At 60.5% G+C, this 25,147-nt stretch carries 23 protein-coding genes; 8 read left to right on the top strand and 15 right to left on the bottom strand.

Annotated elements, in window-relative coordinates; all coding sequences use genetic code 11:
• The first annotated feature begins 115 nt into the window (after positions 1-115).
• On the top strand, positions 116-1,096 hold the full coding sequence (locus NKJ94_RS06290) for a glycosyltransferase family 2 protein (protein ID WP_352523644.1): 981 nt from the start codon (positions 116-118) through the stop codon (positions 1,094-1,096).
• A gap of 30 nt (positions 1,097-1,126) precedes the next feature.
• Here NKJ94_RS06290 and NKJ94_RS06285 read toward each other — a convergent pair whose 3' ends face one another.
• The 10 genes from NKJ94_RS06285 to NKJ94_RS06240 all read right to left on the bottom strand — a co-directional run bounded on the left by NKJ94_RS06285 (position 1,127) and on the right by NKJ94_RS06240 (position 11,131).
• Complete coding sequence (locus NKJ94_RS06285; RefSeq protein WP_502904175.1) at positions 1,127-1,816, bottom strand: sulfotransferase family protein; 690 nt, start codon at positions 1,814-1,816, stop codon at positions 1,127-1,129.
• Between the two features lie 20 nt (positions 1,817-1,836).
• Complete coding sequence (locus tag NKJ94_RS06280; RefSeq protein ID WP_352523641.1) at positions 1,837-2,631, bottom strand: sulfotransferase domain-containing protein; 795 nt, start codon at positions 2,629-2,631, stop codon at positions 1,837-1,839.
• Between the two features lie 301 nt (positions 2,632-2,932).
• Positions 2,933-4,111: a glycosyltransferase family 9 protein gene (locus tag NKJ94_RS06275; protein WP_352523639.1), complete on the bottom strand. Its 1,179-nt coding sequence runs from the start codon at positions 4,109-4,111 to the stop codon at positions 2,933-2,935.
• Positions 4,101-5,288 carry a glycosyltransferase family 9 protein gene (locus NKJ94_RS06270; protein WP_352523637.1) on the bottom strand — a complete coding sequence of 396 codons (1,188 nt, stop codon included), beginning with the start codon at positions 5,286-5,288 and terminating at the stop codon, positions 4,101-4,103. Before NKJ94_RS06270 ends, NKJ94_RS06275 begins: the two co-directional genes overlap by 11 nt.
• Positions 5,289-5,300: 12 nt before the next feature.
• A complete protein-coding gene (locus NKJ94_RS06265) occupies positions 5,301-6,467 on the bottom strand; it encodes a glycosyltransferase family 9 protein (protein WP_352523635.1) in 1,167 nt (388 codons plus the stop codon).
• 6 nt (positions 6,468-6,473) lie between these two features.
• Positions 6,474-8,174: an ABC transporter ATP-binding protein gene (locus tag NKJ94_RS06260; RefSeq protein ID WP_352523856.1), complete on the bottom strand. Its 1,701-nt coding sequence runs from the start codon at positions 8,172-8,174 to the stop codon at positions 6,474-6,476.
• 326 nt (positions 8,175-8,500) lie between these two features.
• A complete protein-coding gene (locus NKJ94_RS06255) occupies positions 8,501-9,121 on the bottom strand; it encodes a class I SAM-dependent methyltransferase (RefSeq protein ID WP_352523633.1) in 621 nt (206 codons plus the stop codon).
• A gap of 392 nt (positions 9,122-9,513) precedes the next feature.
• On the bottom strand, positions 9,514-9,768 hold the full coding sequence (locus NKJ94_RS37565; RefSeq protein WP_502904168.1) for a DUF6894 family protein: 255 nt from the start codon (positions 9,766-9,768) through the stop codon (positions 9,514-9,516).
• 585 nt (positions 9,769-10,353) lie between these two features.
• Positions 10,354-10,668, bottom strand: coding sequence for a hypothetical protein (locus NKJ94_RS06245; protein WP_352523629.1), 315 nt, complete (start codon positions 10,666-10,668; stop codon positions 10,354-10,356).
• Between the two features lie 226 nt (positions 10,669-10,894).
• Positions 10,895-11,131, bottom strand: a complete 237-nt coding sequence (locus NKJ94_RS06240) for a hypothetical protein (protein ID WP_352523627.1) — start codon at positions 11,129-11,131, stop codon at positions 10,895-10,897.
• 230 nt (positions 11,132-11,361) lie between these two features.
• Between NKJ94_RS06240 and NKJ94_RS06235 the strand changes: the two genes are divergently transcribed.
• The gene (locus NKJ94_RS06235) at positions 11,362-12,198 is read left to right on the top strand and encodes a hypothetical protein (protein WP_352523625.1); all 837 of its coding nucleotides are present in this window, start codon (positions 11,362-11,364) and stop codon (positions 12,196-12,198) included.
• 27 nt (positions 12,199-12,225) lie between these two features.
• Here the strand turns inward: NKJ94_RS06235 and NKJ94_RS06230 are convergent, their stop codons facing one another.
• Positions 12,226-12,528, bottom strand: a complete 303-nt coding sequence (locus NKJ94_RS06230) for a DUF982 domain-containing protein (RefSeq protein ID WP_352523854.1) — start codon at positions 12,526-12,528, stop codon at positions 12,226-12,228.
• A gap of 239 nt (positions 12,529-12,767) precedes the next feature.
• Here NKJ94_RS06230 and NKJ94_RS06225 point away from each other — a divergent pair, with 239 nt between their 5' ends.
• The 6 genes from NKJ94_RS06225 to NKJ94_RS06200 all read left to right on the top strand — a co-directional run bounded on the left by NKJ94_RS06225 (position 12,768) and on the right by NKJ94_RS06200 (position 20,985).
• Positions 12,768-13,829 carry a glycosyltransferase family 4 protein gene (locus NKJ94_RS06225; protein WP_352523623.1) on the top strand — a complete coding sequence of 354 codons (1,062 nt, stop codon included), beginning with the start codon at positions 12,768-12,770 and terminating at the stop codon, positions 13,827-13,829.
• Between the two features lie 47 nt (positions 13,830-13,876).
• Positions 13,877-16,039, top strand: coding sequence for an amylo-alpha-1,6-glucosidase (locus NKJ94_RS06220; RefSeq protein ID WP_352523621.1), 2,163 nt, complete (start codon positions 13,877-13,879; stop codon positions 16,037-16,039).
• 178 nt (positions 16,040-16,217) lie between these two features.
• Complete coding sequence (locus NKJ94_RS06215; RefSeq protein WP_352523619.1) at positions 16,218-17,999, top strand: alpha,alpha-trehalose-phosphate synthase (UDP-forming); 1,782 nt, start codon at positions 16,218-16,220, stop codon at positions 17,997-17,999.
• The gene (otsB, locus tag NKJ94_RS06210; RefSeq protein WP_352523617.1) at positions 17,996-18,757 is read left to right on the top strand and encodes a trehalose-phosphatase; all 762 of its coding nucleotides are present in this window, start codon (positions 17,996-17,998) and stop codon (positions 18,755-18,757) included. Before NKJ94_RS06215 ends, otsB begins: the two co-directional genes overlap by 4 nt.
• Before the next feature lie 198 nt (positions 18,758-18,955).
• Positions 18,956-19,348, top strand: a complete 393-nt coding sequence (locus NKJ94_RS06205) for an MmcQ/YjbR family DNA-binding protein (RefSeq protein WP_352523614.1) — start codon at positions 18,956-18,958, stop codon at positions 19,346-19,348.
• Positions 19,349-19,527: 179 nt separating this feature from the next.
• Positions 19,528-20,985, top strand: a complete 1,458-nt coding sequence (locus NKJ94_RS06200) for an NCS1 family nucleobase:cation symporter-1 (protein WP_352523612.1) — start codon at positions 19,528-19,530, stop codon at positions 20,983-20,985.
• Positions 20,986-21,015: 30 nt separating this feature from the next.
• On the opposite strand, the gene NKJ94_RS06195 is transcribed toward NKJ94_RS06200, so the two are convergent.
• The 4 genes from NKJ94_RS06195 to secG form a co-directional block, all read right to left on the bottom strand.
• The gene (locus tag NKJ94_RS06195) at positions 21,016-21,555 is read right to left on the bottom strand and encodes a DUF1697 domain-containing protein (RefSeq protein ID WP_352523610.1); all 540 of its coding nucleotides are present in this window, start codon (positions 21,553-21,555) and stop codon (positions 21,016-21,018) included.
• Between the two features lie 11 nt (positions 21,556-21,566).
• Positions 21,567-23,195 (bottom strand): CTP synthase, encoded by a 1,629-nt coding sequence (gene pyrG / locus NKJ94_RS06190; protein WP_352523608.1) that lies wholly within the window; start codon positions 23,193-23,195, stop codon positions 21,567-21,569.
• A gap of 147 nt (positions 23,196-23,342) precedes the next feature.
• On the bottom strand, positions 23,343-24,473 hold the full coding sequence (locus NKJ94_RS06185; protein WP_352523607.1) for a L,D-transpeptidase: 1,131 nt from the start codon (positions 24,471-24,473) through the stop codon (positions 23,343-23,345).
• Between the two features lie 198 nt (positions 24,474-24,671).
• Positions 24,672-25,124 (bottom strand): preprotein translocase subunit SecG, encoded by a 453-nt coding sequence (gene secG / locus NKJ94_RS06180; protein ID WP_352523606.1) that lies wholly within the window; start codon positions 25,122-25,124, stop codon positions 24,672-24,674.
• Positions 25,125-25,147: the final 23 nt, after the last annotated feature.

Raw genomic sequence — 25,147 nt, 5'->3', positions numbered from 1 at the left:
ATTGTTCACTACTGCTTGCGATTTGCCTAACGGTGCTGCATGTAGAAATTAATAGCAAACAGCGGATCAGTGCCAGCTCCAGCCGGGCGGTGACCGCCATGAGGGAATCGACGGCTTGAGCAAAGCAACCTGGCCCGCCATTGTCCGCCGGACGATTACCGATACCGCCATATATCGGCTGAGACACACCTTCGGAAGACGGGCAGAAGTGTCATCGCTGCGGCCGATAACGCCCCTTGGAGCGAATGACCTGCCTTTAATCCTCGTCATCCGCAACGAGGCAGACAGGCTGCGCCCGTTCTTGAAGCACTATCGCGAGCTCGGCGTCACCAGATTCGCCGTCCTCGATGATCGCTCGACCGACGGAACAGCTGAGCTTCTGGCCGAGCAGCCAGATGTCGATCTATTCAGTTCGCCGATCACCTATTCGCAGTCGGACCTGGGAAACCTTTGGCGGCAGCGTATTGTGCAGATTTATGGTCAGCCTCGCTGGTATCTGACCGTGGATGCTGACGAATATCTTGTCTATGACGGCATGGATCAGCATCCGCTCGGCGCGTTGGCCGACTGGCTCAAGCGGCGCGGAATGACGCGTCTGCTGGCGCCGATGATCGACATGTATCCGAGCGGAAACATCTGGGACGTCCCCTTCGATCCCATCTTGCCGCCATGGCAAGTTGCGGACCATTTCGACAGCAGCGACTATGAGGTGACAAAGAGCCCTCGGCATCTGAAGATCACAGGCGGCCCGAGGACCCGGCTTTTCGCCAGAAAACACAAGCTGACCAAATTTCCCTTGATATATGTTGACCGGCAGACGATTTTTACATCGATTCACTCGCCGTTGCCTTATTGGCGGAACTATATAAAGGGATTTGGCGGCCTGCTTCATTTCAAGTTCTTCGCCGATTTCAACGACAAGGCGCAGGTCGCGGTGGCGGAGGGTCAGTATTGGAACGGCGCTTCCAAATATCGCCAGTATCACGAGGTATCGAGCGGTAAAGCGACCCTCAGCGCGATGGGCGAACAGTCAATGCTGTATGAAGGAGCTCACAGCCTGTTCAAAACGGGTTTGATCGACAAAATTGATTGGTAGACGGTATTTCCAGCAGATGCCGAACCGTTATCATGCATAACCGAATGCTTTCATAAGCTGGGCACCTCGTCCCTGTACCAGATCCTGTAACTCGGTGTTTCCGAGTTCCGAGCGCCATCTCCCACGTCCGTCGTAGATCGGCTGGTTGACCTGTTGGTTCCGGAGCACCGCATGTGGTGTCTCGAGGCCAGCGTCGGTCGGCTTGAACCATTGCTGCGGCTTCTTGTGATAGTCGAGGAGATCCGGGCTGAACGTCACATTGAGAAAACCGCATATCTGCTCGACGATTTTGGCCGGATTCTCGATCAGGTCCTCATAGCGATAGATCAGCACATCCGGCTCTCCCCGTTCCGCAAGAACCAGCGCATTGTCGTTGATCCAGCGGTCCAGGGCCTCCTTGGGGTCGCCAAGTCGTTTGACCAGGGACGCCACGACGTCGCGTCCATCTCGCACCGGCATGACGAAACGCGCGCCGGGCACGAGCCGGCGAATGCGGGCGACACGACGGATGTGCCGTGGTGTCTTTTCGAGCAGCACACTCTTTCCAGCCCTGAACGCATCCCGCTTCAGCTTCCAGTAGCGGAACAGTGCCAGCGGGGTCCATTTGAAGAAAATGTTGGTTTCCTGGAGCGGCAGGTAGACGTCTGGATGGGACGCAAGGATCGTCGCGATCAAGGTGGTGCCGCTGTGGCCGCAGCCGCAGATGAATCCGGTTCGCATCACCATGTCGGCAATGCTCCCTAACCCGAGGTAACTCGAGTGCGGTTATCGACGCGAGCATAGCACAAGCCGTTCGTGCGAAAGACCTTGTCCAGCTTCTCCCAATATTCGAACTTAGCCAACTGCTCGTCACAATAGGCCACGTCATCCTCGGAAAGATATTCGCCGTAACCGCCTATCTTGCCCTTACGCACCTTGAAGCTTTCCGGATCGTTCGCATCACGCGGCTGTAATATCTTGCCGTAGCGATCGGACAGATCACCGGTCGATTCACTCACTTTCATCTTGTCGAACGTTCGGTTGTTCGCCACCTCGACAAGCGTCCGATCGTCAGCCTGTAGGTTCAGGAATCCAAGGATCGCGCGAAGGACACCAGCCGTATCCCGATGCATATCTTCGTATTGAAGATACCGGATTTCGCGCATCCGGGGCATGGCCGCAAACCATTGCAGGTTAAATCTGATGATCTTTTCAATCCCATGGTTGTCGCTTCTGATAAAATCGCTGAACGATCCCGCTGGAAGCATATGGCGCTTCTGAACCTGAAAGTACCCCGAGACCACCGTGTCTCTTGGGTCGCGAACCAGCATTATTGTTCTTCTCTTCTTGTATCGAGATTTATTCTCCTTAAGACTTGATTTTGGTCTAAGCAGCTTGTGGTCGGTTCCATCGTGAATGTATTGAACTTCAACGCCGAGATCGTCCAGCATGACACGCAGCCAGGTGCGCCCTGATTTCGGAAAGGATACGATAAGAGGAAGAGGCGGCGCTTTGGCCTGGAACAATTTTAGAAAGGACATGTTTAGAAAGGACATGGAGAGACCTCCTTTAGATTATCAGAGCTGGCGCCCGAACCGCTGCAGGCCAGACCAACCCCATCGCTGGGCGCCTAAACCTACGGCCGGTTCGAACACAAGGCAGAAATACCGGCAAGAATTGCGATCCTCTGCGGGGCGAATTGGCCTTTACTATATCCCGGTGCGGAATGCCTTATGTTTTTTGGCCTGTTGCGACGACTGTTCGACACGGGCGCCTCCCTCTCCGATCGTCGGCCGAACCACTTAATGCGCATAGCGTCGAAGCGCATTCAGTCGATGCGCTTTTGGGCGACATGCCTTAGCCACTCACTTTTATGACCCAAGACGCCAGGATAGAATCGGCCTCGTCCATCACCGCGGCCCAGGGGCGTTCCCGTTTCGAGACCAGTACGGCGGACGGATAATAGGGCGTGCGGTCGCCCTCGACCGGCCAGGAGCGCTTAAAGCCATCGCCCAGAATGAAAACCGAGGGGATGCCGAGCGCGCCCGCCAGATGCGCTCCGGTATTGCTGATGGTCACCACGGCGTCCATCGCGGCAACCTGCGCGGCGAAAAGGTCCATGTCGACGAGTTGATCGACTGATCTGTCATGAAGAATGCGCTCCGGCTCAGCGTCGGTCAGGACCTTCAGGTCGGTCTCGATCTGGCCATATTGCAGCGAGACGAACCGGACGTCCGGTCGGCCGATCAGGTTACGCCAGGCGGCCAGCGGCGGCAGGTCTTTGCCGGGATTGGAGCTGCCCCATGCGATCCCGACCAACGGTCGTCCGTCCTGCCGGTAGCGGGCTCGAAGTTCAGCGACCCGGGCCGGGTCCGGCTTAAGGGGCACGAAATGCTCGCGGATTGCCGCCTCGTCGGTCTCGAAAACGGCAGTCAGATGCTGGACGCCGGCGAAGGCTTGCGCCTCCCCATAGGCGGCCTTGCCGTCAGCGCCGACCGGCCGCACATCAGCGGTCGGAAAAGTGCGCTGGAAGAGCGGTACTAGCCGTTGCTCGACCAGCACGATCAAGCGGGCGGCGCGCGCCAGGGCACGGCCGACGGAACTCGCATGGTGGATCGCGGTGGCCAGACCCTGCTTTTCTGTTTCCATCAGATCGACCAGCAGTATCTGGCCCGAAATATCCTGGCCCAGCCACTCGCGCTCGACACGGCCCTCAACGATGTGGCGCCTGGCGATTTTGAGTTCGGCCGCGGGGCCGTAGGCACCCATGCGCATCAGCGCCTTGCTGAGCTCGTCGAGCAGGTGGACCTCTCGCCTCGCCTTCGCAATAGACCCGAGAGCCAGGGCTTTCGGCAGCGCCGCCGGCCAATCGCGGGACTCGACGCTTCGCCGATAATCCGCCATCTGATCGGCAATATCGCCGTCGCGCCAGCGAAGGAAAAGCTGCCGCCGGTGACGTCGGAACCAGACCTTGTATTTGTAGCCTGCAAGCGTGGTCGCGCGGCGCAACCGGCCAAGAAGTTGGCTACCGTCCATCACCAGCTCCACCGATGATTTGCATAACTCGTCCACCTGCTTCCTGCATTGCGGACGCCCATGCTCGGCCGCCTTTTCGGACCAGTCGAACGCTTGGATAAGCGGCCACGGTGTCTCCGAAAGCGGGCCAGGACAGCCGAAACCCGTCGTCGAGCATGACGATCGTCGGCACGCCGAGCGCTCCGGCCAGGTTGGCGCCGGTATTGCTGATGGTCACCACCGCATCGAGCGCCGCTATTTGGGCGGCAAAGCGGTCCATATCCACCAGCTGGTCCACGGAAGCGTCATGGATGATGCGTCCCGGCGCGCAGCGCTCGAAATCGGAGAGCGCTGGCCCGACATCGCCATATTGCAAGCTGACGAGGCGTCCAGGCAGGTTGTCGAGCAGCGGCCGCCAATCATCCAGAGCCGGCAGATCCTTGCTTTTGTTGAGACTTCCCCAGGCAAAGCCGATCAGTGGACCCGGCCCGCGATCGAGATAGGTGCCACGCAGCTCAGCAACCAGCCGGCGATCCGGCTCCAGCGGAACGAAGGGCGCGCGTGCCGCCGGGTCGTCCGGCCAGAAATGCGTTGCCAATGTCTCGAAGCCGGCGAAGAGATCGCCGTCCGCCGCCGCCACCTCCCCTTCCCCCTCGAGCCTGACGTCGAGCGCCGGATAAGTTCTGCGATAGAGAGGCGCCAGTCGCGGCTCGACGAAGACGATGCATCGGTGGGCGGCTGTGACAACCGGGCCAAGCAGCGAGGCGAACTGGAAGAAGATCGCAAGGTCGCCTTCGCGGCGATCGACGACAAGCGTGCGATCAGTAAGGTCACTGCCGTTCCATTCGGGCCTGCCGGGTACCTGCTTGCTGGACGCAATCAACTGCCAGGTGCGATTGCCCCCGTCGAGACGTCTCAGTCCGCGCCCGGCCTTCTTGATCAGGCCGAGATCGCCAAGCTGCTCGGCAAGCAGCCCAAGCGCCAGGGCATGATCCCGAGCCGCCTTCCAGTCTCTTCGCTCGACACTATCGTCCATCAGCTTCATATGCCGTTCGACGGGTTCGTCGGCATGGCGCGAGCGGCGTCTGAAAAGCTCCCTTGCCTGCTCGACAACCTTCTGCAGCCGCTTGCCGAGGGCGCTTTGCGGCCGCAGATCGGCGGCCTTTGCCTTTTGAAGGATGGATGGTCTGTTCGGCAAGGCAGTACTCGATTATACTCGATGAGCGTTGGAAAGCATCGGCGAAAGCCGACGACCGGCATCTTCAAGTACTGCCGACCATGGACGCCCTTCCTTGCGAATGACGACACCCTTCGGATACCAGGGCGTCCGGTCGCCGGTCACTGGCCATGCCGTCTGAAAATTGTCGTCGACGAGGAAAACAGTCGGCACGCCGAGGGCTCCGGCAAGATGGGCCGCCGTATTGCTGATCGTCACGACGGCATCGAGTGCGGCGACCTGCGCAGCGAAACGGTCCATGTCTACCATCTGGTCGACGCTGCCGTCAAAAATCAGACGCGCGTCATTGCCGTTGCGCAGGCGCCGCAGCGCCGGCTTGATCTGTCCGTACTGGAGCGACACGAATGTGGCTTGTGTCTGGGCGATGAACCTTGCCCAATCGGGGAAGTCGGGCACGTCCTTGGTGTGGGATTTACTGCCCCAGGAGAGGCCCACCAGCGGCAGATCGGTCATCGGGCGATAGCGCTTTCGAAATGTCTCGACGAGCTTGGGATCTGCTTGTAGCGGCTCGAAATCGGCGGCAAGTCTTTTGGCATCGCGGCCGAAAATCCAGGCGAGATGTTCGAATGTCGCAAACTTATCACCAGTCACATTCTCCCGTGCCGCAACCACTGTAGCCTTTGGAAATGTGCGTTGCAGAAGCGATACAAGGCGCGGCTCTACTCGAATGATTGCCCTTTGCGCACGTCCAGCGGCAGCTCCGGCCAGTCGCGCGTGGCGGATGACGCGGCCAAGACTGCGAGGGTCATCCTCGACAAGATCGATCAGCAGCGTCTCCGTACCGAGATCCTGGCCAGCCCAATCGCTGGCCCTTGCTCCCTTCCGGAGACTTCGGGCGGAGAGGCGAAGCTCCGCCGCCCGCGCAAAGTTGCCAAGCCGTTCGAACGCCTGGCCCGCCTTCTGCATCAGCTCTGGGTCGCGGGTATGATCGGCCATGATGGCTATCTCGTTGGTACTTGCCTCAAGGCCTTTCCAGTCCCTGCGCGCGATCAGGGCATCGACCTTGGCTTGCTGCTCAAGAACGGAGGCAGGGAAAGGCTGGGCAGACAATTTCCGCAACGCCTTTGTATATCGGCGCAACTGCTGACCCAACCCGCCGATCACATACCGGATATAGGAACCGTGATAAAAGCTGGTCATCGGCCTTCAGCGCAATACGCTCTGCCGCAGCTTTTTACCGCTTTCAACCATCGGATCGAGCGTCTCCAAGTGAAATATCGAACGATATATCTCGCTGTGCTTGGCAAGCTGGTCATGCGTACCAGCATCGACAAGCTGCCCGGCGTCAAACACGAGAATACGATCGGCCGCCTTAATTGTGGAAAGCCTGTGCGCAATGCAGATCACCGTTCGTTGAAATGTGTCGTCGAAGGCTGCCTCCATGACCGCCCGTTCGTTTTCGCCGTCGAGCGCCGATGTCGCTTCATCATAGACAATTACCGGAGCATTCTTGAGCAAGGCGCGTGCGATGGCGACGCGTTGTTTCTGCCCGCCCGACAGATTGGTGCCGCTCGGCCCGACAAGCGTGTCGAGCCCGTTTTCGAGGGCCGAAGCAAAGCTGGTGACCCGGGCGAGGTCCGCAGCGGACTCGATTTCTTGATCGGTGGCGTTCGGGCGCCCGTCGCGAATATTGTCGCGGATCGAGCCTTCGAACAGGAAGACATCCTGTGACACCAAAGCGATGTTGTCGCGAACGTCGGCCAGGCTGATTTTCGAAATATCCTTTCCGTCGATGAGAATCCTGCCCTTGTCCGGCTCCATCAGGCGCAGGATCAGATTGACGATGGTGGTCTTGCCAGCGCCGGAGCGGCCGACGATCGCCAGCTTCTCACGAGGCCGCACGTCGAAGGAAACACCCTGCAGCGCTGGGCTGTTGCCTTCATAGGAGAAGGCCACATCCTCAAAGCAGATACCACCATCGACATCGGTCAGGCGCTCGCCTGCGATTGCGAGTCGCCGCTGCTCGGGCGTGTCGATCAAATCATACATCTGCTCGACGGCGACCATTTGCTTCTGGATGTCGACATTGACCCGGGCCAACCGCTTGGCAGGCTCATACGCAAGCAGGAAGGCGGTAATGAAGGCCATGAATTCGCCGGGCGTCTTGCCGTTGCCGAGGGTCTGCCAGCTGGCATACATGACGAAAAGCCCGATGATCACACCGCCGCCGGTCTCCATCAATGGGCTCATCAACGCTGATGTCCGGTTGATCTGGATGCCACGCCTTTCCATCTTGCGGACGGCCTTTGCGAAGCTGGCGACCGCCTTGTCCTCGAGCTGGAAGGACTTGATGGTGCGGATGCCTTCGACGGCTTCCGTGCCGATCGACTGGACCTGTGCGGCCAATTCCGTCTCGCCCCTTGCCAGCGCCTTGAGCTTCCTTGTTATCGCGCCGACCGACAGGAACAGCATCGGCAGAACTGCCACGGATATCAGCGACATCACCGGATCCTGCTTGACCATGACACTGGCCAAAGCCATCAGGGTCAGCAGATCGGAGACGGTGCTGCTCGTGAGTGTGAGAATAACGGTCGCCCCGGCGCGCGCGTTGAACATGATTTTGGAGATAAATTTTGCCGGATGCTGGTTGGCGAAACGGCTGATGTCGAAACGCACCATTCGGGAAAACTGGCGGTTTTGAAGGTCCGAAACGATGGCCCGGCGAATCTTTCCCGTCGTGATGGTCTGGCAGTAGGCAGCTATGCCCTTGACCAGGAAAATGCCGATGATGACGGCGCTGATACCCGATACAGCGGCAGCGTCTCGTTCGACATAGATGGTGTTGATCATGACTTTCATGATCCAAGCCGCTGCGCCGGTCGCCGCCGCAGCGGCGATCGAGCACATCAAACCTGTCACATACAGCATCTTGTGCGGCGGCAGATTTTCGCTAATCAGACGCTTGATTAGCGGATATGCTGGGGCCGTTGATACTCGTTTCTTTGCAATCATCTCGTCGCCGCCCGTTGCGATCCCGTCCGGTCTTCGTGTTGCCTTGAAAGCGCGAGACGGTTTCGATCATTGTCTGTGGCTTCGTTCCCGACCGCAGTCAATGCCGAACAGGATCCTTGCGCGTCATCGGCTTACGACCGTCGGTTCCTCGGATGCCAAGCATGGCGGAACACAAGCCATGCGGCTCTTGCGCCGCTCGTCGTTCGCCGCACTATGCCTGGTCATTGTTTCGCAAGGACGAGGAGATGGCTTCCAAGAGGCGATGTGTGATTGCTTTTGACTGAAAAGCCCACATCCGAAAGCACCGCCATCATTTCTTTATCCTTACCAGGGGGGACGCGGGCAACGATCGTTTGAGCACGCCTGGCGATATCGGACAGCACGCTTCGCGCCTTGTCCGCGCCGAGGCTCCACTGCATGTGGTGGTAAACCGCCAGCAGCATGACGATGTCGTATTGCGGTTGGAGAACATTTTGCAGCTTCCGGCTGCCAAGATCGAGACAATCGAACCGGCTTTGGACTGGACAACCCAGAAAGATCATCCTGGCCGTCTCGATATGCGGCTTGAGAATGTCGATCCCGTGGATCGAGCTCGGTCTCAGCTTGGATATCTCATAGGCGACAATACCCATGTTGCAGCCAACATCGAGAATGGATTTGCCGGCATAGTCGACTTCTGCGGAGAATAGCCCGTCCAGTCTGTCGTCCCACGTCCCCTTGAACCTCTTTTGCTTATTTGACCACCACAAATCATTGTTCTCCAAAAGCGGCGCCGGACTGGGTTCCTTGACGGAGGAGGACTGTGCGCCGGGCCTTGGTCCGGACCAGTCGCTGGCGCGCAAACGACACTGCCCAGAACGTCCTGTAAACGCAACCGCGGGAGAAAGGAACTCCTGATCACAGCATCCTGCGAGAGACAAAGACGTTTCGGGGAGTTGACGAGCACCCAGCCCGACAAATCGATATGTCGGTTGGAAATGGCAATGTCGCTTGCCTGCCCCCTACCCGGGCTGAACTTGCTTGCGCGGCGCAAGCACGGCAATTCGGGAGAATAGCGTCCTCTCCAACGATGCCTTGTTCAGCGATAGCGTGGTCATGTTTGTTCTTGCTTTGTGCCGGATGCTACTAATTTGGTTATGGTGTGTTGATTTGCGCCAACGACCGTCTTACCGCGACACGCGGTTTTTCAGCTAGGCTCGATCAAAGCTCGCCCGCATTGCGGGTCTTTGGCGAATCACGGTCGAGTGCCAGCCTTTTCGGCAGCTTCCGAGAAGGGAAATCGGAATAGCAGCTTCCGGTTCTCGTCGCAGATTTCGAAGGAAAGGCCTGTCAGGACCGGGTCGCCGCTGAGCAGACCCTCGGCCAGTATTTCCTTGGCCGAAGCCATGGCATTATCCTGAGCCGCGGACAAAACGTCCAACTCTTGACCCTCGAAATCTTCCTTCAAGCGGCCGTCATTGTTTCGGAAATGAAAAAAATATCTCGGCATGCCTGCTCCAGTTGGTAGGTTTATCTAGTCGCGAGCGGCCTCAGGAACAGCGTCGGATTCGCACAGGCGGCGGCATCCGTACGATTTCGACGTTGGGATTCATGGCTTTCAGGCCTTCATGCATCAGGTCGATCGAACAGCAGCACTCCCAGCCCATGTTCGAACGCACATGCCGCAATCATGTCGTCCGGGGCCTTTCCGGAGACCGGGCAATTCGGCATGACTGCCCTGATCGCGATCTCAGCCGCTGCGGTGGAAACCACATCTGGGCGCCTTTTTCTGGTCTCCATATATATTGCTCGATCAGAATTTTCAGGCGCCGCACTGCAATCTCGGCAACGACCACCGTTCCTCCCTCGATTCGGCACAATGTCCGGGTCAAAGGTCCGCTGCTATTGGGAAGCAACGGACCACTCGGCTGGGTGAGCCAATGGCCCGAGGCGGGGGTGTCTCGGACCGCCATCACAATAGCTTCGGCAAGCCGCTCGTTCCACAGGATGCTGCGGTTGGTAATTTTCGTACATTGAGCATTGCCGCAGGGCAGTCTGCGAGCGGGGGATTTTGCGCTATGCCGCGGTCACCGGATCAGCTTCGGCTTTGATCGAGATAGCTGTAGATGCCCGCGCCGATCGCGACCGCTCCTACGGTGATCAGAATCGATGGCACCCCCATCGACGTGGCGACGATCCCCCAGACAATGGCGAGGGCAATTGCGCCGGCCGTTCCCAGGACCAGTCTAAGCCGTTTCGACATTATCCGTTCCCCCAAAAGTGCATCTTTGGCCTTTTTGGTCGAAATATCGCAATGCGGCACCGTTGTCTGTGCCTTGTCGAAACTTTTTACGCCGTCCCTGAGCCCGAACGCTGAGGCGTAAGCGATCCGTATGCGACCTTGTTGCAAACACCTCTCCGCCAAATGAGGAAGCTCGGGCGCGAGCCTGGGAAAGCGAGGTGTCTATGCAAAATTTTCGGAAGTTAATCCGGTTCACGATTATGGGCATGGCGGCCACGACGACCGGAATAGTCATCACGGGCCTTACGCCAGAGACAACCGAAGCGACTTTGATTTGCCATAGGTTGGTCTGCCAGAAGGCGAGCAATGAACGCACTGCCTTCGGCACCAAATATCAGCGTAAATGCACTTGCGAAAAAATAAGCGAGGGCGCTAACAACCGTCCCTCCCCACGCAATGTCAACAACAGGCCCATCGGCGGCTCAAGCGGCAGCAGCGGCTCAAGTGGCACTAGCAGCTCAAGCGGCAGCAGTGGCTCAAGCGGATCGAGCGGCAGCAGCGGGTCAAGTGGCGGCAATGACGGAACACGCAGCGGCGGATCCAGCGGCAGCGGAGTGTAGCGGCTGCTCAAGCGGCTCCGGCGGCGGTGGCCACACTACGTGACCGTGGCGGCCGCCAACGACGATCAATCCTCACGACAACGGGAGTAGTAGCTTGACGCTCCAACCGAAATCGGCGACCGCGCCCCTCACCGGTCTTGCAGGACTGCTTGGTCTTGCGCTGGCCGTCGGGGTGCTCGTCAACAGAGGCTGGCCTGTACATTTGCAGGCCATGACTGTCATTGCAGCTACCGCGGCAGCGATGATCGCGGTCGACACGGCCTATTTCCAGACGTTCCGAAGGCGTTCGACGGGATTCCAGGCAGAGCCGCTGCGAGCGCTTGAAGTTGAGCGCGTCGTGCGCAAGGTCATCGGCTTCATTGTCACGCTCACGACCGTTGCCGCAGTCTACTGGATATTGCCGGAATACCGGCGTGCGTTTTACGCCCCCTACTGGGCAGCGCTCTACGACATCTTGCCGGCGCTGCTCGTCGCCACTCCGTTTTATGTTGCTTATGTCGACTGCCGGCAAACCAATCCGGAAGACTCATACGCCGAAATCGGTGCATTCGTTCTCAGCGGCGCCGTGCCGCAAAGGACAGAGCAGATACGCCAGCATGTGTTGGGCTGGATCGTCAAAGGCTTCTTCCTGCCGCTGATGTTCGTCTATTTGTGCTCCACCCTGGGTTCAATCCTGACCGGGCTGGAGCAACCATATCAGCTCGACATCACGCGCTGGCACGCTTTCGCAATCGATCTCCTGTTCATGGTAGATGTCCTTATCGCAGTGGTCGGCTACGTCTTCACGCTGCGCGTCCTCGACAACCATATCCGCACCGTCGAGCCTACCGTGTTCGGCTGGCTGGTTTGTCTTGCCTGTTATGAACCAATAACCGCTGAAGCGCTGCGGCACTCCGCCATCCTGCTCGGGCTCAACGCCGTCTATGCGCTCCGCGCCATCACCGAGGAACGCCATCTGTCACGCGACCCCGATTACGTCGCCTATTGTGATTACATCGCCGAGAACGGTGCTGTAGCCCTACTCAAACGACTGTTCGCGACAGCGCGTCGGTCGCCGATGGGGCGCTCCGCTGAATGACATTTTTGCTCTGACGATCAGCGAGAGCTATCGTCTCAGCGCATCCGCGCGATCCGTGGCCTCGTCGCTCATCGGCAACGGCCTATCGCCCTCGAGCAGGCGGGTGATCCGGGCGAAGCCGGTAAAAGCCTTTCTCGCTTCCTCGGCCGACATCCGGCCCGCCATGGCTGCAGCGCAGCAATTCACCGCACATTGGTAAACCGGCCCGCGCCGCCCGGCCGGCCATTTTCGCAAGAATGCCATCGCTTCGGCAACGCTGTCGATCTCTTCCACAGGCCGTCCATGTCCGCGCGAAATCCGCACGGGCGAAAAGAATTGCAAGCGATCCATCATTTCCTCCCGTCGACCGGATGCGTGCGATCGAACCCCCCTAAACTCGTGAACTGGGCCTTTGGTTCCCGGCAAAAGAGAGCTTGGCTTGGAAAATGTTGGCTGGACGAGACGAGGAGCGGAGCGGTGGAAGCGCCAGGCGCACCCATTGGCGTGACTTCTTGCCGCTGTACGGGAACGTTAGCGCGGCTGATGCATTTCGATGCCACGAACAGTCTTTTTGAGGGAAATGCCAAAACATGAGAATAGCCCATGTGGCGCCGCTCCATGAATCCGTGCCACCCCGGTTCTATGGAGGGACGGAGCGCATCGTCTCCTATCTGACCGAAGGATTGGTCGAACTTGGCCATGACGTGACCCTGTTCGCCAGCGGCGATACCAAGACATCGGCGAAATTGGTGGCGTGTCGCGAGCGTGCGCTCCGTCTCGATCCGCGCCCGCACAAATCCGAAACCGCAGCGCATCTCTCGATGCTTGCCGAGGTGAGGAACCGTGCGCAACAGTTCGACGTCATCCACTTCCATCTCAGCCATTTCCTGCATTTCCCTTTCTTCGAACACATGCCCGACCGTACGGTGACGACGCCGCATGGCAGGCTCGACTATGTCGATTTGGCCCCGGCCTACCAACGTTTTCCGCGCTTTCCGATGATCTCGATTTCCCGCAGCCAGAGAGCCGGGCTCGCCAAGGCCAATTGGCTGGCGACCATCCAACACGGGCTGCCGATCGATATCTACGAGCCGACTTTCGAGACCGATGCGGACGAGCCGTATCTGGCGTTCCTGGGCCGGCTGTCGCGCGACAAGCGCCCGGATCGTGCCATCGAGATCGCCTTGCGCTCTGGGCTGAAACTGAAGCTTGCGGCAAAGATCGGCGATGACGACCGCGCCTTTTTCCACGACACGGTCGAGCCGCTGATCGATGGCGACCGTGTCGACTATATCGGCGAGATCGAAGAGGACAGAAAAGCGGAATTCCTCGGCAAGGCGGCCGGCCTGCTGTTTCCGATCGATTGGCCGGAGCCGTTCGGCCTTGCCGCGATAGAGGCGATGGCCTGCGGCACGCCGGTAATCGCCTGGAAACGCGGTGCCCTGCCGGAGATCATCGACCATGGCGTGACCGGTTTCCTTGTCGATACTGTCGATGCTGCGGTCGCCTCGATACCGGAATTGCTGCGCCTCGACAGGCGACAGGTGAGAACCGTATTCGAGAACCGTTTTTCTGCCACGAGAATGGCCCACGACTATGTGGCTGCCTATGCGCGCCTGATCGGCGCTCCCGGTGAAGCGAGAGCGTCCTGATCGGCGTCATTGTGGAAATTGGAACGAAACGACAGAGTTTGTGACGAATGAATCAACTCGACGAGCGTAAGCTTGATCCCGCCGTAGCCCTTGCCTCTCTCGACGAGGTCGCGCCTCGGGAGCCGCACCGGCTGTTCGCCCTCAAGCAAGGCGACTGCTTCGCGGTGGCCGACGCCTATGGCGACATCCGCGGCGCCGGCGACGGCTTTTTCCGTGACGACACGCGTGTGCTTTCGGAATTCCGGCTGACGGTCGGTGGCCGGCAAATGTCGCTGCTCGGCGCATCGCTCAGCCAGGACAATGTGCTTTTCACCTCGAACCTGACCAATCTGCCGATCCAGAGTGTCGGTGGCCGGGACATTCCGCAGGGCGCGATCCACATAGAGCGCGTCAGGCTGCTTTGGCAGGACCGGCTGTTCGAGCGCATCACCCTTTCCAACTATAGCCAGGAATCGTCGGCCATTCGGGTTTCCTTGCATTTCGCAGCAGATTTCCGCGACATGTTCGAAGTGCGTGGTTCGACCCGGCCCAAGCGCGGGACAGCCCACGCCGCCGAGACCGGTCCGACGTCCGTGGTGCTTCGATATGACGGGCTGGACCAGCTTGTGCGCCTGTCGGCCATCTCGTTCTCGCAAGCCCCGGACAATTTGACCACCAACCGTGCGGATTTCCTGATTGCGGTGACGAAGCGCAGCAGCGAGGTTCTCTATATCGAAGTCGGCCCGGAAGTGGCGGAAACGCCCGACCGCGACCGTTTCCGTGCCGCCGCCGCCCGCGCCCGCTTCGGCATGCGCGCAAAACGCCGCCATGGCGGGACGGTGCACAGCTCCGGCCGCGTCTTCAACGACTGGATCGAGCGCGCGCGGGCGGATGTGGCGCTGCTGACTACCGAGCTTGCAACCGGACCTTACCCCTATGCCGGCATACCCTGGTTCTCGACGGCATTTGGCCGCGACGGGGTGATCTCCGCGCTGCAGATGCTGTGGTTGAATCCCGGGCTGGCGCGCGGCGTGCTCGCCTTTCTCGCCCAGCATCAGGCAACCGAAACGTCGCCGTTCAGCGATTCGCAGCCGGGCAAGATCATGCATGAGACCCGCAAGGGCGAAATGGCGGCGCTGCGGGAGCTCCCGTTCGGCCGCTATTACGGCGGCGTCGACACCACGCCGCTCTATATTCATCTCGCTTGCGCTTATGCGGATCGTACCGGCGACATGGCGTTCATCGACAGCCTGTGGCCATCGCTCTGTGCTGCGGCCGAATGGACCGAAGAGATAAGCCGCGCGACCGGCTTCGTTACCTACCAGCGCGGCGCCGAGAGCGGCCTCGCCAACCAGGGCTGGAAAGACAGCTTCGATTCGGTCTTCCATGCCGATGGCCGCATGCCCAAGGGGCCGATCGCTCTGGTGGAGGTGCAAGGTTATGTCTTTGCCGCGTTCCGTGGGCTGGCGGCGCTCGCCCGCCGCCGTGGCGAGGACGACAAGGCCGATCATTGGGACGAACGCGCCGAAACCATGCGCGCCGCGGTGGAACGCCATTTCTGGATGGACGATCTCAACTTCTATGCCCTGGCGATCGACGGTGCAGGCGAGGTCTGCAAGGTACGGACGTCGAATGCCGGCCATCTTCTCTATGTCGGGCTGCCCGAGCCGGAACGGGCGCGGATGGTCGCCGATCAGCTGCTCTCCGCGTCCTTCCACTCGGGTTGGGGAGTGAGGACGCTGGCCGATGATGCGATATTCTTCAATCCCATGTCTTACCACAATGGTTCGATCTGGCCGCATGACACGGCCATGTGCGGTGCCGGCCTGGCACGTTATGGCGTGCGCGACAGCGTGGTCCGGCTGATGAGCGGCACGTTCGAATCGGCTGTCCATTTCAACATGCGGCTGCCGGAACTGTTCTGCGGCTTTACCAGGTCGCCAGGCGAAGCGCCGATCGCCTATCCCGTCGCGTGCCTGCCGCAGGCCTGGTCGGCGGGATCGGCCTTCATGCTGATGCAGGCCTGCCTTGGCCTGGAAATCGATGGCTGGGACGGCGAAATCCGGGTCACCCGCCCGAGGCTGCCGATTGGTATCGATACGCTGACATTGCGGCATCTGGGCGTCGGCTCGGCGGTGGTCGACCTCACATTCCAGCGTGTCGGCGACCGGGTCGTTGCCTTTCTCGCCGACCGGTATGAGGGGATGGTACCGCTCATCGTGCGCACTTGACGCCGCCGCACTGCGGCGCATCGAAAACGACGCGCGGCATTGCAATCGTCCGGAACCGATAGCCTCTTTGTGCGTTGCAAAAATGGGCGGCGCGGGAACGCTTTCGTCGTTGGACGGCAGCGAACCAGAAAAACAAATAAAAACGGCTATCGGCCGGCCGGAGGCGAGATCACATTCGATGTCAGACTATACTGTAGACCTGCTCTGGGTTTTGCTGATTGCAAGTTTTGGCTTTTCCGCTTTTGCCATTCTATTATCGATATCCCGCCAGCGCCGCGGCCGCGCAACGGCGGCCGCATACACGCCGAGCGAGGATGTCGCGTCGGAAGCGGCACGCAAGGTGCTGCGCGAATTCGAAAAGAACGGCCAGTCGGCCGACGCGGCGCTGGTCACATGGTCGCCCGACACATTGCGCAAGATCCTGGCCGACGACCTGCCGGATGCACAGGTCATCGTGGTGTCCAACCGCGAACCCTACATCCACAACATCAAGGATGACGGGGTCCAACTTTTGGTGCCGGCCAGCGGGCTGGTGTCGGCACTTGAGCCCATCACCCGCGCCTGTGCCGGCACCTGGATCGCCTATGGCGGCGGAACGGCAGACCGTCTCACAATCGACAAGGACGACCGGGTGCAGGTGCCGCCAGGCAATCCGTCCTACACGCTGCGCAGGGTCTGGCTGACGGAGGAGGAACATCAGGGCTATTATCTGGGCTTCGCCAATGAAGGCCTATGGCCGCTTTGCCATATTGCCTTCACCCGCCCGATCTTTCGCGCCTCGGACTGGGACGCTTACGAGGCCGTCAACCGCAAGTTCGCCGATACGGTGGTTGCCGAAGCACGCAACGAAAGGCCGATCGTGCTGGTGCAGGACTACCACTTCGCGCTGCTGCCGCGCATGATCCGTCAGCGCCTGCCGGACGCGATCATCATCACCTTCTGGCATATCCCGTGGCCCAATTCGGAAGTGTTCAGCATCTGTCCGTGGCGTGAGCGGATCCTGGAAGGACTGCTCGGCGGTTCGATCATCGGCTTTCACACCCAGTTCCATGCCAACAACTTCACCGAAAGTGTCGACCGCTTTCTGGAGAGCCGCATAGAACGGGCAGACGCGGCAATCTCCTATGGCGGACAGACGACATTGGTCCACGCCTATCCCATTTCCATAGAATGGCCGGCCCAATTGCTGGCAAGTTTGCCGTCTGTCGAGGAGTGCCGCGCTCGTGTCCGCGATAGATTCGGCCTGTCTACGGATACCAAACTATGCGTTGGCGTCGAGCGCCTCGACTACACGAAAGGCATTCTCGATCGCTTCCATGCCTTGGACGAATTGTTCACGAGATATCCCGAATGGATAGGCAAGGTGGTTTTCCTGCAGATCGCGGCGCCGAGCCGGGGGACATTGCCGGCCTACCAGCAACTCCATGACGAATGCCGCCGCTATGCCGAAGAGCTCAACCGGCGCTATGGCAGCGAGACATACAGTCCTATCCTGATGGTCGCCGAACATCATCGGCAAGAGCAGGTGTACGAGGTCTATCGCGCCGCCGACATCTGTATGGTCACCAGCCTGCATGACGGCATGAACCTTGTCGCCAAGGAATTCGTCGCAGCGCGCGACGACGAACAGGGCGTGCTTTTGCTCAGCACCTTCGCCGGCGCCTCGCGCGAATTGCTGGAAGCACTGATCGTCAACCCCTACGACGCGGCCATGATGAGTGAGGCGCTGTTGCAGGCGCTGACGATGACGCCGGAAGAGCAGCGCGAGCGTTTGCGGCCGATGCGCGAGATGGTCCGCGACAACAATGTCTACCGCTGGGCCGGCAGCATGCTGCTGGATGCTGCGCGCCTGCGCAAACGCGGCGATCTCGACAGGGTGACTGGAACTGGCGAGCGGCCGCCATCAAACACCAACAACGTCATCTCGATGTTCGAGCGGGCACGGAGGACGGCGTCGTGACGGATTTCGAACAGCCGCCGGCGCCGAATCTGCCGGAAGGGCAATGGGCGCTCTTCCTCGACATCGACGGGACCCTGCTGGAGCACGCTGCCCATCCAGACGCAGTATTCGTCGGCGAGGAATTGCGCAATCTGCTTGGACGCATCGAGCGGCGGCTGGATGGTGCGGTCGCCTTCATCACCGGCCGCTCGATCTCCGCCGTGGACAGGTTGTTTCAGCCGCTGAAGCTGAGGATTGCCGGACTCTATGGGCTGGAGCACCGGCTGACGCCGACCGGTCCGATCGATGCCGCTGACGCTCCGGCCGACATCGCCGCCCTTGCCGACGAGATCGAGGCCGAACTGGGCAGCGGCAAGGTCTATGTGGAGCGCAAGGGTCCGGTCCTCGCCGTCCATACAAGAGCAGCGCCGCAACTGCTTGCGCCCGCAATCCAGCTTGTCGAACAGGCGTTGGCCCGGCTTCCGAAGGGTTACCGGGTGCTTCCGGGAAACGCCGGCGTCGAGCTCATGCCTCTGGAAGCCGTCAAAGGAGCCGCCATCCGGCGTTTTATGGAGATTCCGCCCTTTGTCGGCAGGCGGCCGATATTCCTCGGAGACGACACATCGGACGAACACGGTTTCGAGGCGACCAACGAAGTTGGCGGCATCTCCATCCGCGTGAAGCCGACCGGACCGACGGCCGCGACCTATGTCCTCAAAGACGTGACCGGCGCAATAGACTGGCTCGACGCCAATTTCGAGGCATTGGCGGTCTCTTGATCACGATCGGCCGCCATCTCGATGTAAAGCGACGCCCGGTCCCCAACGGCGATCGAAGACACCTGTGTGCCGGCCAGCGTAACTCCATAGAAGTCGGGCCGTGCACCTGCCGGTCCATCCAAGCGTTATTGCTGATATCCAGTCTATCTGTTGATATTAGCCGGTTTTGCTTGGCGTCAATGCGCTGGAGGAGAGTTGATGAGCAAGAAATCGCCTGCTTCGACCGATGCCGTTCCCAAGGAGCTGCGCGCCTTCGGCCTCACCTTTCCAGGCGCCGAGACAAAGAGTCCGTGGCCTGGTCACGACGATCTCGCGGTGAAAGGCAAGACCTTTGCTTATTTGAGTCTGGAAGGCGAACCATTCAGCATCTCCCTCAAACTCCCCTACAGCGGCGACGAGGCGAGAACGCTCCACTATGCGTCGCCGACGGAGTACGGCCTTGGCAAGAGCGGATGGGTGACGTTCGAACCAGCACCGGACGAACTGCCACCGATCGGACAACTGAAGTCATGGCTCGATGAGAGTTATCGCGCACAAGCGCCCAAAAAGCTTGCCGCCCTGATCACGCACAAGGTGGACTCTGGAGGTTAGGTCGAGCGATTGGTGTCCGGCGCTAGAAGCTCAACGACGCCACGCCGATAAGCGCGTTTCTCATTGAATGTCTTTAAGTCCAAAGCCGGCAAATCGATTGCTTGCCGGTTTCCCTGCGTCAGGCTTAACCTGCGTGCCATGCGTGGAGGCGCGTGCGGTAACAAGGGGAGGACATAGCAATGACCATACAAGGCGCATCACCGGACCTGTACAATGAGGATCTCGCCCCGGCGAAGGTTCGAAACTGGGGACCGTTCTCGATCTTCAACGTCTGGACGTCGGACGTCCACAGCCTGTGGGGCTACTATCTCGCGGCAAGCCTGTTCCTGTTTTGCGGCGGCTTCGTCAACTTCATCATCGCCATCGGCATCGGTTCGCTGATCATCTACGTGCTGATGAATTTGGTCGGCTATGCCGGCGTGAAGACCGGGGTGCCCTACCCCGTCTTGGCGCGTGCTTCCTTCGGCATCTGGGGCGCCAACATACCGGCGCTGGTGCGCGCCATCGTCGCCTGCTTCTGGTACGGCGCGCAGACCGCGGCGGCTTCCGGCGCAATCGTGGCGTTGCTGATCCGCTCGCAATGGTTCGCCGACTTTAATCAAAACACGCACTTCCTCGGCCACACCGGTCTCGAAGTGATCTGCTTCGCGGTGATCTGGGCGCTGCAGCTCCTGATCATCCAAAGAGGCATGGAAACGGTGCGCCGCTTCCAGGACTGGGCCGGCCCTGCGGTGTGGGTGATGATGCTGATCCTGGCGATCTATCTCTGCATCAAGGCCGGCACCTTCGCCTTCACCAGCGACATCCCTATGGACGTGCTGCTCGACAAGACCAAGGACGCGGGCGTGCCCGGCACGCCTGGCTCCTGGACCTCACTGTTTGCGGTGGCGGCGATCTGGGTGACCTATTTCTCTGCGCTCTATCTCAACTTCTGCGATTTCGCCCGCTATGCGCCGGACAAGGCATCGCTGCGCAAGGGCAACATCTGGGGCTTGCCGGTCAACCTCATCCTGTTCTCGCTGGTTGCCGGCGTCACCACCATCGCCGCCTTCGATGTTTATGGCGAAGTGCTGCTGCATCCCGACCAGATCTCGGCGAAATTCGACAGCTGGTTCCTGGCGGCGCTGGCAGCCCTGACCTTTGCGGTGGCGACGCTGGGCATCAATGTCGTGGCGAACTTCGTGTCGCCCGCCTTCGACTTCTCCAACGTCTTTCCACGGCAGATCGACTTCAAGAAGGGCGGCTACATCGCGGCGCTGATCGCGCTGGTGCTCTATCCCTTCGCGCCCTGGGAAGGCAGTGCCGCCTCCTTCGTCAACATCATTGGCGCGACGATGGGGCCGATCTTCGGCGTGATGATGGTCGACTATTACCTGATCCGGAAGGGCGAGGTCGACGTCGAGGCGCTCTACAGGGAGAATGGCGAATTCCGCTTCCAGGGCGGCTGGCATGTCAATGCCTTCATCGCCGCCGGTATCGGCGCTGTCTTCTCCTCGATCCTGCCCAACTTCACCAGCGTGCTGCCGTTATGGTGGGGCGTCTATGGCTGGTTCTTCGGCGTGGCAATTGCCGGCGTCATCTATTACGTGCTGCGCACGATGGCACTCGGTGCCGGGGCCAAGATGGCCAAGGCCTAAACGGATTCGGGGCGGCGCGAGCCGCCCCGTTCATTCTGCGACCATCTCGGCCAGGCGGCGCACGGTGTTCCAGTTGCGCGAAGTGCCGATGCCGAGGCGTTTGTGGCTTGTCGCCGAAAGCAGCCGCGAACTGGGCGTTTCGCGCGAAAAGAAGATCCAGATGTCGCCGCCGACAATCCGCAGTTTCTCGTCCTTGCCGACATAGGCCTCAAGCGCCGCGGCGGCCTCGACGGGAACGGGAGCCCGCATCACGCGCACCGCCACCTGGTCCGCGGCTTCAGCCGATTCGGCGGGGAACGGATTGCCGGCCGCCAGCCTCAGCCAGCCGTCGGCGCGGCGCACGATGATGTCGACGTGGCGGCCGAAAGTCTTTGCGAACGCCGCCTCCAGCCGCTGCTCCAACGCCGCGAGTTCTGTCTCCTGCGCATCGAAGACCAGATTGCCGGTCGCCACCAGCGTGCGCGGGTTGTTCAGGTCCAGGCCTTCGGCCATCGCCTTCAGATCGGACATGACGACCCGCCGCCCCTCGCCCAGGATGATGCTGTAGAGCAGCGCGACGTAAGTTTGCATCGGCGGCTAGTCTAGACCAGCCGCGACTGCTCTACCGCCGCCTCGATGAAGCTGGCAAACAGCGGGTGCGGATCGAGCGGCCGGCTTTTCAACTCGGGATGATACTGCACGCCGATGAACCAGGGATGGTCGGGATATTCGACCGTTTCCGGCAGCACGCCATCCGGCGACATGCCGGCAAACACCAGACCGCAATCCTCGAGCCGCTCCTTGTAGTCGACATTGACCTCGTAGCGGTGGCGATGGCGTTCGGAAATCTGCGTATCGCCATAGATCTCGGCGATCTTCGATCCCTTGGCGAGATCGGCCTGGTAGGCACCGAGCCGCATGGTACCGCCGAGGTCGCCGGTTTCCCTGCGCTTTTCCAGCATGTTGCCCTTCAGCCATTCGGTCATCAAGCCGACGACCGGCTCCTCGGTTGGACCGAACTCGGTCGATGATGCGTGATCGACGCCGGCCAGCGAACGCGCCGCCTCGATGCAGGCCATCTGCATGCCGAAGCAGATGCCGAAATACGGCACCTTGCGCTCGCGCGCGAACTTCGCCGCCAGGATCTTGCCCTCCGAGCCGCGCTCGCCAAAACCGCCGGGGACGAGAATACCATGGACCTTTTCCAGCCACGGCGCCGGGTCTTCCTTCTCGAATATCTCGCTCTCGATCCAGTCGAGCTTGACTTTGACGCGGTTGGCGAGGCCGCCATGCGACAGCGCCTCGATCAGCGATTTGTAGGCGTCCTTGAGGCCGGTATATTTGCCGACGACGGCAATGGTAACCTCGCCTTCCGGATTGTGGATGCGGTTGGACACCGCTTGCCACCGTTCCATGCGCGGCTTCGGCGCCGGATCGATGCCGAAGGCGGCCAGCACTTCCGAATCCAGCCCTTCATTGTGATAGGCCATCGGCACGTCATAGATATGCGGCACGTCGAGCGCCTGGATGACAGCGCTTTCGCGGACATTGCAGAACAGCGACAATTTTCTGCGCTCTTCCTTGGGGATCGGCCGGTCGGCGCGGACCAGCAGGATATCGGGCGCAATGCCGATGCCGCGCAACTCCTTGACCGAATGCTGCGTCGGCTTGGTCTTCAGTTCGCCCGCCGTCGGGATATAAGGCATCAAGGTCAGGTGGACGTAGACGGCGTTGTTGCGCGGCAGGTCGTTGCCGAGTTGGCGGATCGCCTCCAGGAACGGCATCGCCTCGATGTCGCCGACGGTGCCGCCGATCTCGCACAGCACGAAATCGTAGTCGTCATTGCCGTTGAGGACGAAGTTCTTGATCTCGTCGGTGACGTGCGGAATGACCTGCACGGTGGCGCCGAGATAGTCGCCGCGCCGCTCGCGCTCGATGATATTCTTGTAGATGCGGCCGGTGGTGATGTTGTCCTGCTGGTTGGCCGAGCGGCCGGTGAAGCGCTCATAATGGCCAAGATCGAGATCGGTCTCGGCCCCGTCATCGGTGACGAAGACTTCGCCATGCTGGTAGGGCGACATCGTGCCGGGATCGACATTGAGATAGGGATCGAGCTTTTTGATGCGTGCGCGATAGCCTCGCGCCTGCAAGAGAGCCCCAAGGGCCGCTGCAGCAATGCCTTTTCCAAGTGAGGAAACCACGCCGCCTGTGATGAATACATATCGCGCCATGGGAGTCATCGCTTAACGCGGCCGAATTGATTCCGCCAGAGAAAAAACCGCCGCGAAGGCTTTTTCCCAAGAAGGCGCTCTGGTCGTTGGCGTATCAAAACAAAAGGGCCGGCGAGGCCGGCCCTTTTGGCACGATCTGTCCAGGCGTCAGATGATGACGACCTTGGTGCCTACTTTCACCCGGCGGTAAAGGTCCATGACGTGCTCATTGATCATGCGGAAGCAGCCATTGGAGGCGCTGGTTCCGATCGACTGCGGCGCGATGGTGCCGTGAATGCGCAGATGGGTGTCCTTCTTGCCGTCGTAGAGATAGATGGCGCGCGCGCCGAGCGGGTTGTCGCCGCCGCCGGGCATACCGTCCTTGTACTGCCCATAATGCTTGGGTTCGCGCTTTTGCATATCCAGCGTCGGAATCCAGCGCGGCCATTCCTGCTTGTCGCCGACGGCAACCATACCCTTGAACTGCAGGCCTTCCCGGCCGACCGCAATGGCATAACGGCGGGCGGTTGACGATGATTCGACGAGGTAGAGACGGCGGGCGCCGGTATCGATGACGATGGTGCCGGGGTTGTAGCCGGTGAATTCGACCTCCTGCGGCACGAATTCCGGCTTGACCTTGAACTGCCGCTTGGCCTGCTTCCTTTCGAGCGCGGCGTCGAGCGCGCGTGTTTCTGGAAGCAGCGAGGTCGACGAAGAGGACGTGCCGCCGAACAGTCCCGCGAACAGCCCGACGCTCTGCGGCTTCTGCCCGACCGCTTCGCTACGCAACTCGCCATTATTGCCGGTCAGCGCAACGTTCATGGCCTCGGCCGGGATCGGCTCGGCCGACTGGATCGGCGCAATGGGCGTAATAGGTGCAATCGGCTCGATGATATTGACGGTCTTCTTCTTAGCCGGCTTGGCGTCGGCCACCTTGGCCGCCGCCACCGACTGGCTCGTCTTGGCAAGGAATGCCTGCCGTTCCGCATCGGCCTTGGCTTTCGCCGCCTCGCGCATCGCCAGCTTCCTGGCCTCGACCGCCTTGGTGCGAGCGGCTTCCTTGTCGGCTGCGATCTTGGCTTCGATCTTGCGAATCTGCGCAAGGTCGTCCGGCGTCGGATCTTTCTTCTTCTTGAGAAGCTTCAGTGTCGCCGCATCGCTTTTGGCAGCGACGTTGACAACGTCGGTTGTTGTTGCGGCTTTATGAGCCGAATTTGCCGTCGGCATAGCCGCGTAAGCGGGCGCACCTAGGCTGAGCACGGCACAAAGGCCGGCAAAAATGAAGCTGCGAAGCTGCATGGGGAAGATCCGATCGTTCAATGCTTGTTGCCCACGGCGCCGCCCGGCGCCCCCCAAGGACGCCGAAAATGCCGCGCGCAATCTATAATCGATTAGCCGGAGGCGCCTCAAGCGTGCGGCGCGGTCGAATCTTCGTGATCGTGCGGCATTTGCCGCGACTGTGTTCAAACGACAACAGATCGCGGCATAAGTGGCCGATTACTGGTTGGGGACCTGCGGCGTAGCCGGCGCGGTGCCGCCGTTTGTCGCTGGCGGCGTCGCCGGAGCGGTTGCCGGAGGCGTCGTTGCCGCGCCATTGCCGGACGGCGGGGTCGGCGCCGTGTTGCCCGAAGGCGGCGTCGGCGTCGTGCTTCCGGGCAATTGGTTGAGCACGCCCTTGCCAGCCCCGTCCGAGGTCGCTGGCACGCGATCGAGAATGTCGATCGGCTTCTCGCCATAGCGCGCTACGATCGACAGTGTCAGCGAAGTGACGAAGAAAGCCGCAGCCAGGATCGCCGTCGCCCGCGTCAGCGCATTGGCGGCGCCACGCGCGGTCATGAAGCCCGATCCGCCGCCGATGCCGAGGCCGCCGCCTTCGGAGCGCTGCAGCAGCACCACGCCGACAAGCGCGAGCACGACCATGAGGTGGACGACGATCAGTACGGTTTCCATAATTTATCCTGGCAAGGCCTTGC

The sequence above is a fragment of the Mesorhizobium sp. M0060 genome (assembly GCF_040323155.1).
Lineage (GTDB): Bacteria > Pseudomonadota > Alphaproteobacteria > Rhizobiales > Rhizobiaceae > Mesorhizobium.
This window is presented reverse-complemented; position numbering and strand designations above follow the sequence as displayed.

Excerpts from the sequence above, each read along its gene's own strand:
- NKJ94_RS06285 (WP_502904175.1), bottom strand. The coding sequence starts at position 1,816 with ATGCGAACCGGATTCATCTGCGGCTGCGGCCACAGCGGCACCACCTTG.
- NKJ94_RS06280 (WP_352523641.1), bottom strand. The coding sequence starts at position 2,631 with ATGTCCTTTCTAAACATGTCCTTTCTAAAATTGTTCCAGGCCAAAGCG.
- NKJ94_RS06275 (WP_352523639.1), bottom strand. The coding sequence starts at position 4,111 with ATGGACGGTAGCCAACTTCTTGGCCGGTTGCGCCGCGCGACCACGCTT.
- NKJ94_RS06265 (WP_352523635.1), bottom strand. The coding sequence starts at position 6,467 with ATGACCAGCTTTTATCACGGTTCCTATATCCGGTATGTGATCGGCGGG.
- NKJ94_RS06260 (WP_352523856.1), bottom strand. The coding sequence starts at position 8,174 with ATGTGCTCGATCGCCGCTGCGGCGGCGACCGGCGCAGCGGCTTGGATC.
- NKJ94_RS37565 (WP_502904168.1), bottom strand. The coding sequence starts at position 9,768 with ATGCCGAGATATTTTTTTCATTTCCGAAACAATGACGGCCGCTTGAAG.
- NKJ94_RS06235 (WP_352523625.1), top strand. The coding sequence starts at position 11,362 with ATGATCGCGGTCGACACGGCCTATTTCCAGACGTTCCGAAGGCGTTCG.
- NKJ94_RS06230 (WP_352523854.1), bottom strand. The coding sequence starts at position 12,528 with ATGGATCGCTTGCAATTCTTTTCGCCCGTGCGGATTTCGCGCGGACAT.
- NKJ94_RS06225 (WP_352523623.1), top strand. The coding sequence starts at position 12,768 with ATGAGAATAGCCCATGTGGCGCCGCTCCATGAATCCGTGCCACCCCGG.
- NKJ94_RS06220 (WP_352523621.1), top strand. The coding sequence starts at position 13,877 with ATGAATCAACTCGACGAGCGTAAGCTTGATCCCGCCGTAGCCCTTGCC.
- NKJ94_RS06215 (WP_352523619.1), top strand. The coding sequence starts at position 16,218 with ATGTCAGACTATACTGTAGACCTGCTCTGGGTTTTGCTGATTGCAAGT.
- NKJ94_RS06205 (WP_352523614.1), top strand. The coding sequence starts at position 18,956 with ATGAGCAAGAAATCGCCTGCTTCGACCGATGCCGTTCCCAAGGAGCTG.
- NKJ94_RS06200 (WP_352523612.1), top strand. The coding sequence starts at position 19,528 with ATGACCATACAAGGCGCATCACCGGACCTGTACAATGAGGATCTCGCC.
- NKJ94_RS06195 (WP_352523610.1), bottom strand. The coding sequence starts at position 21,555 with ATGCAAACTTACGTCGCGCTGCTCTACAGCATCATCCTGGGCGAGGGG.
- pyrG (WP_352523608.1), bottom strand. The coding sequence starts at position 23,195 with ATGGCGCGATATGTATTCATCACAGGCGGCGTGGTTTCCTCACTTGGA.
- NKJ94_RS06185 (WP_352523607.1), bottom strand. The coding sequence starts at position 24,473 with ATGCAGCTTCGCAGCTTCATTTTTGCCGGCCTTTGTGCCGTGCTCAGC.
- secG (WP_352523606.1), bottom strand. The coding sequence starts at position 25,124 with ATGGAAACCGTACTGATCGTCGTCCACCTCATGGTCGTGCTCGCGCTT.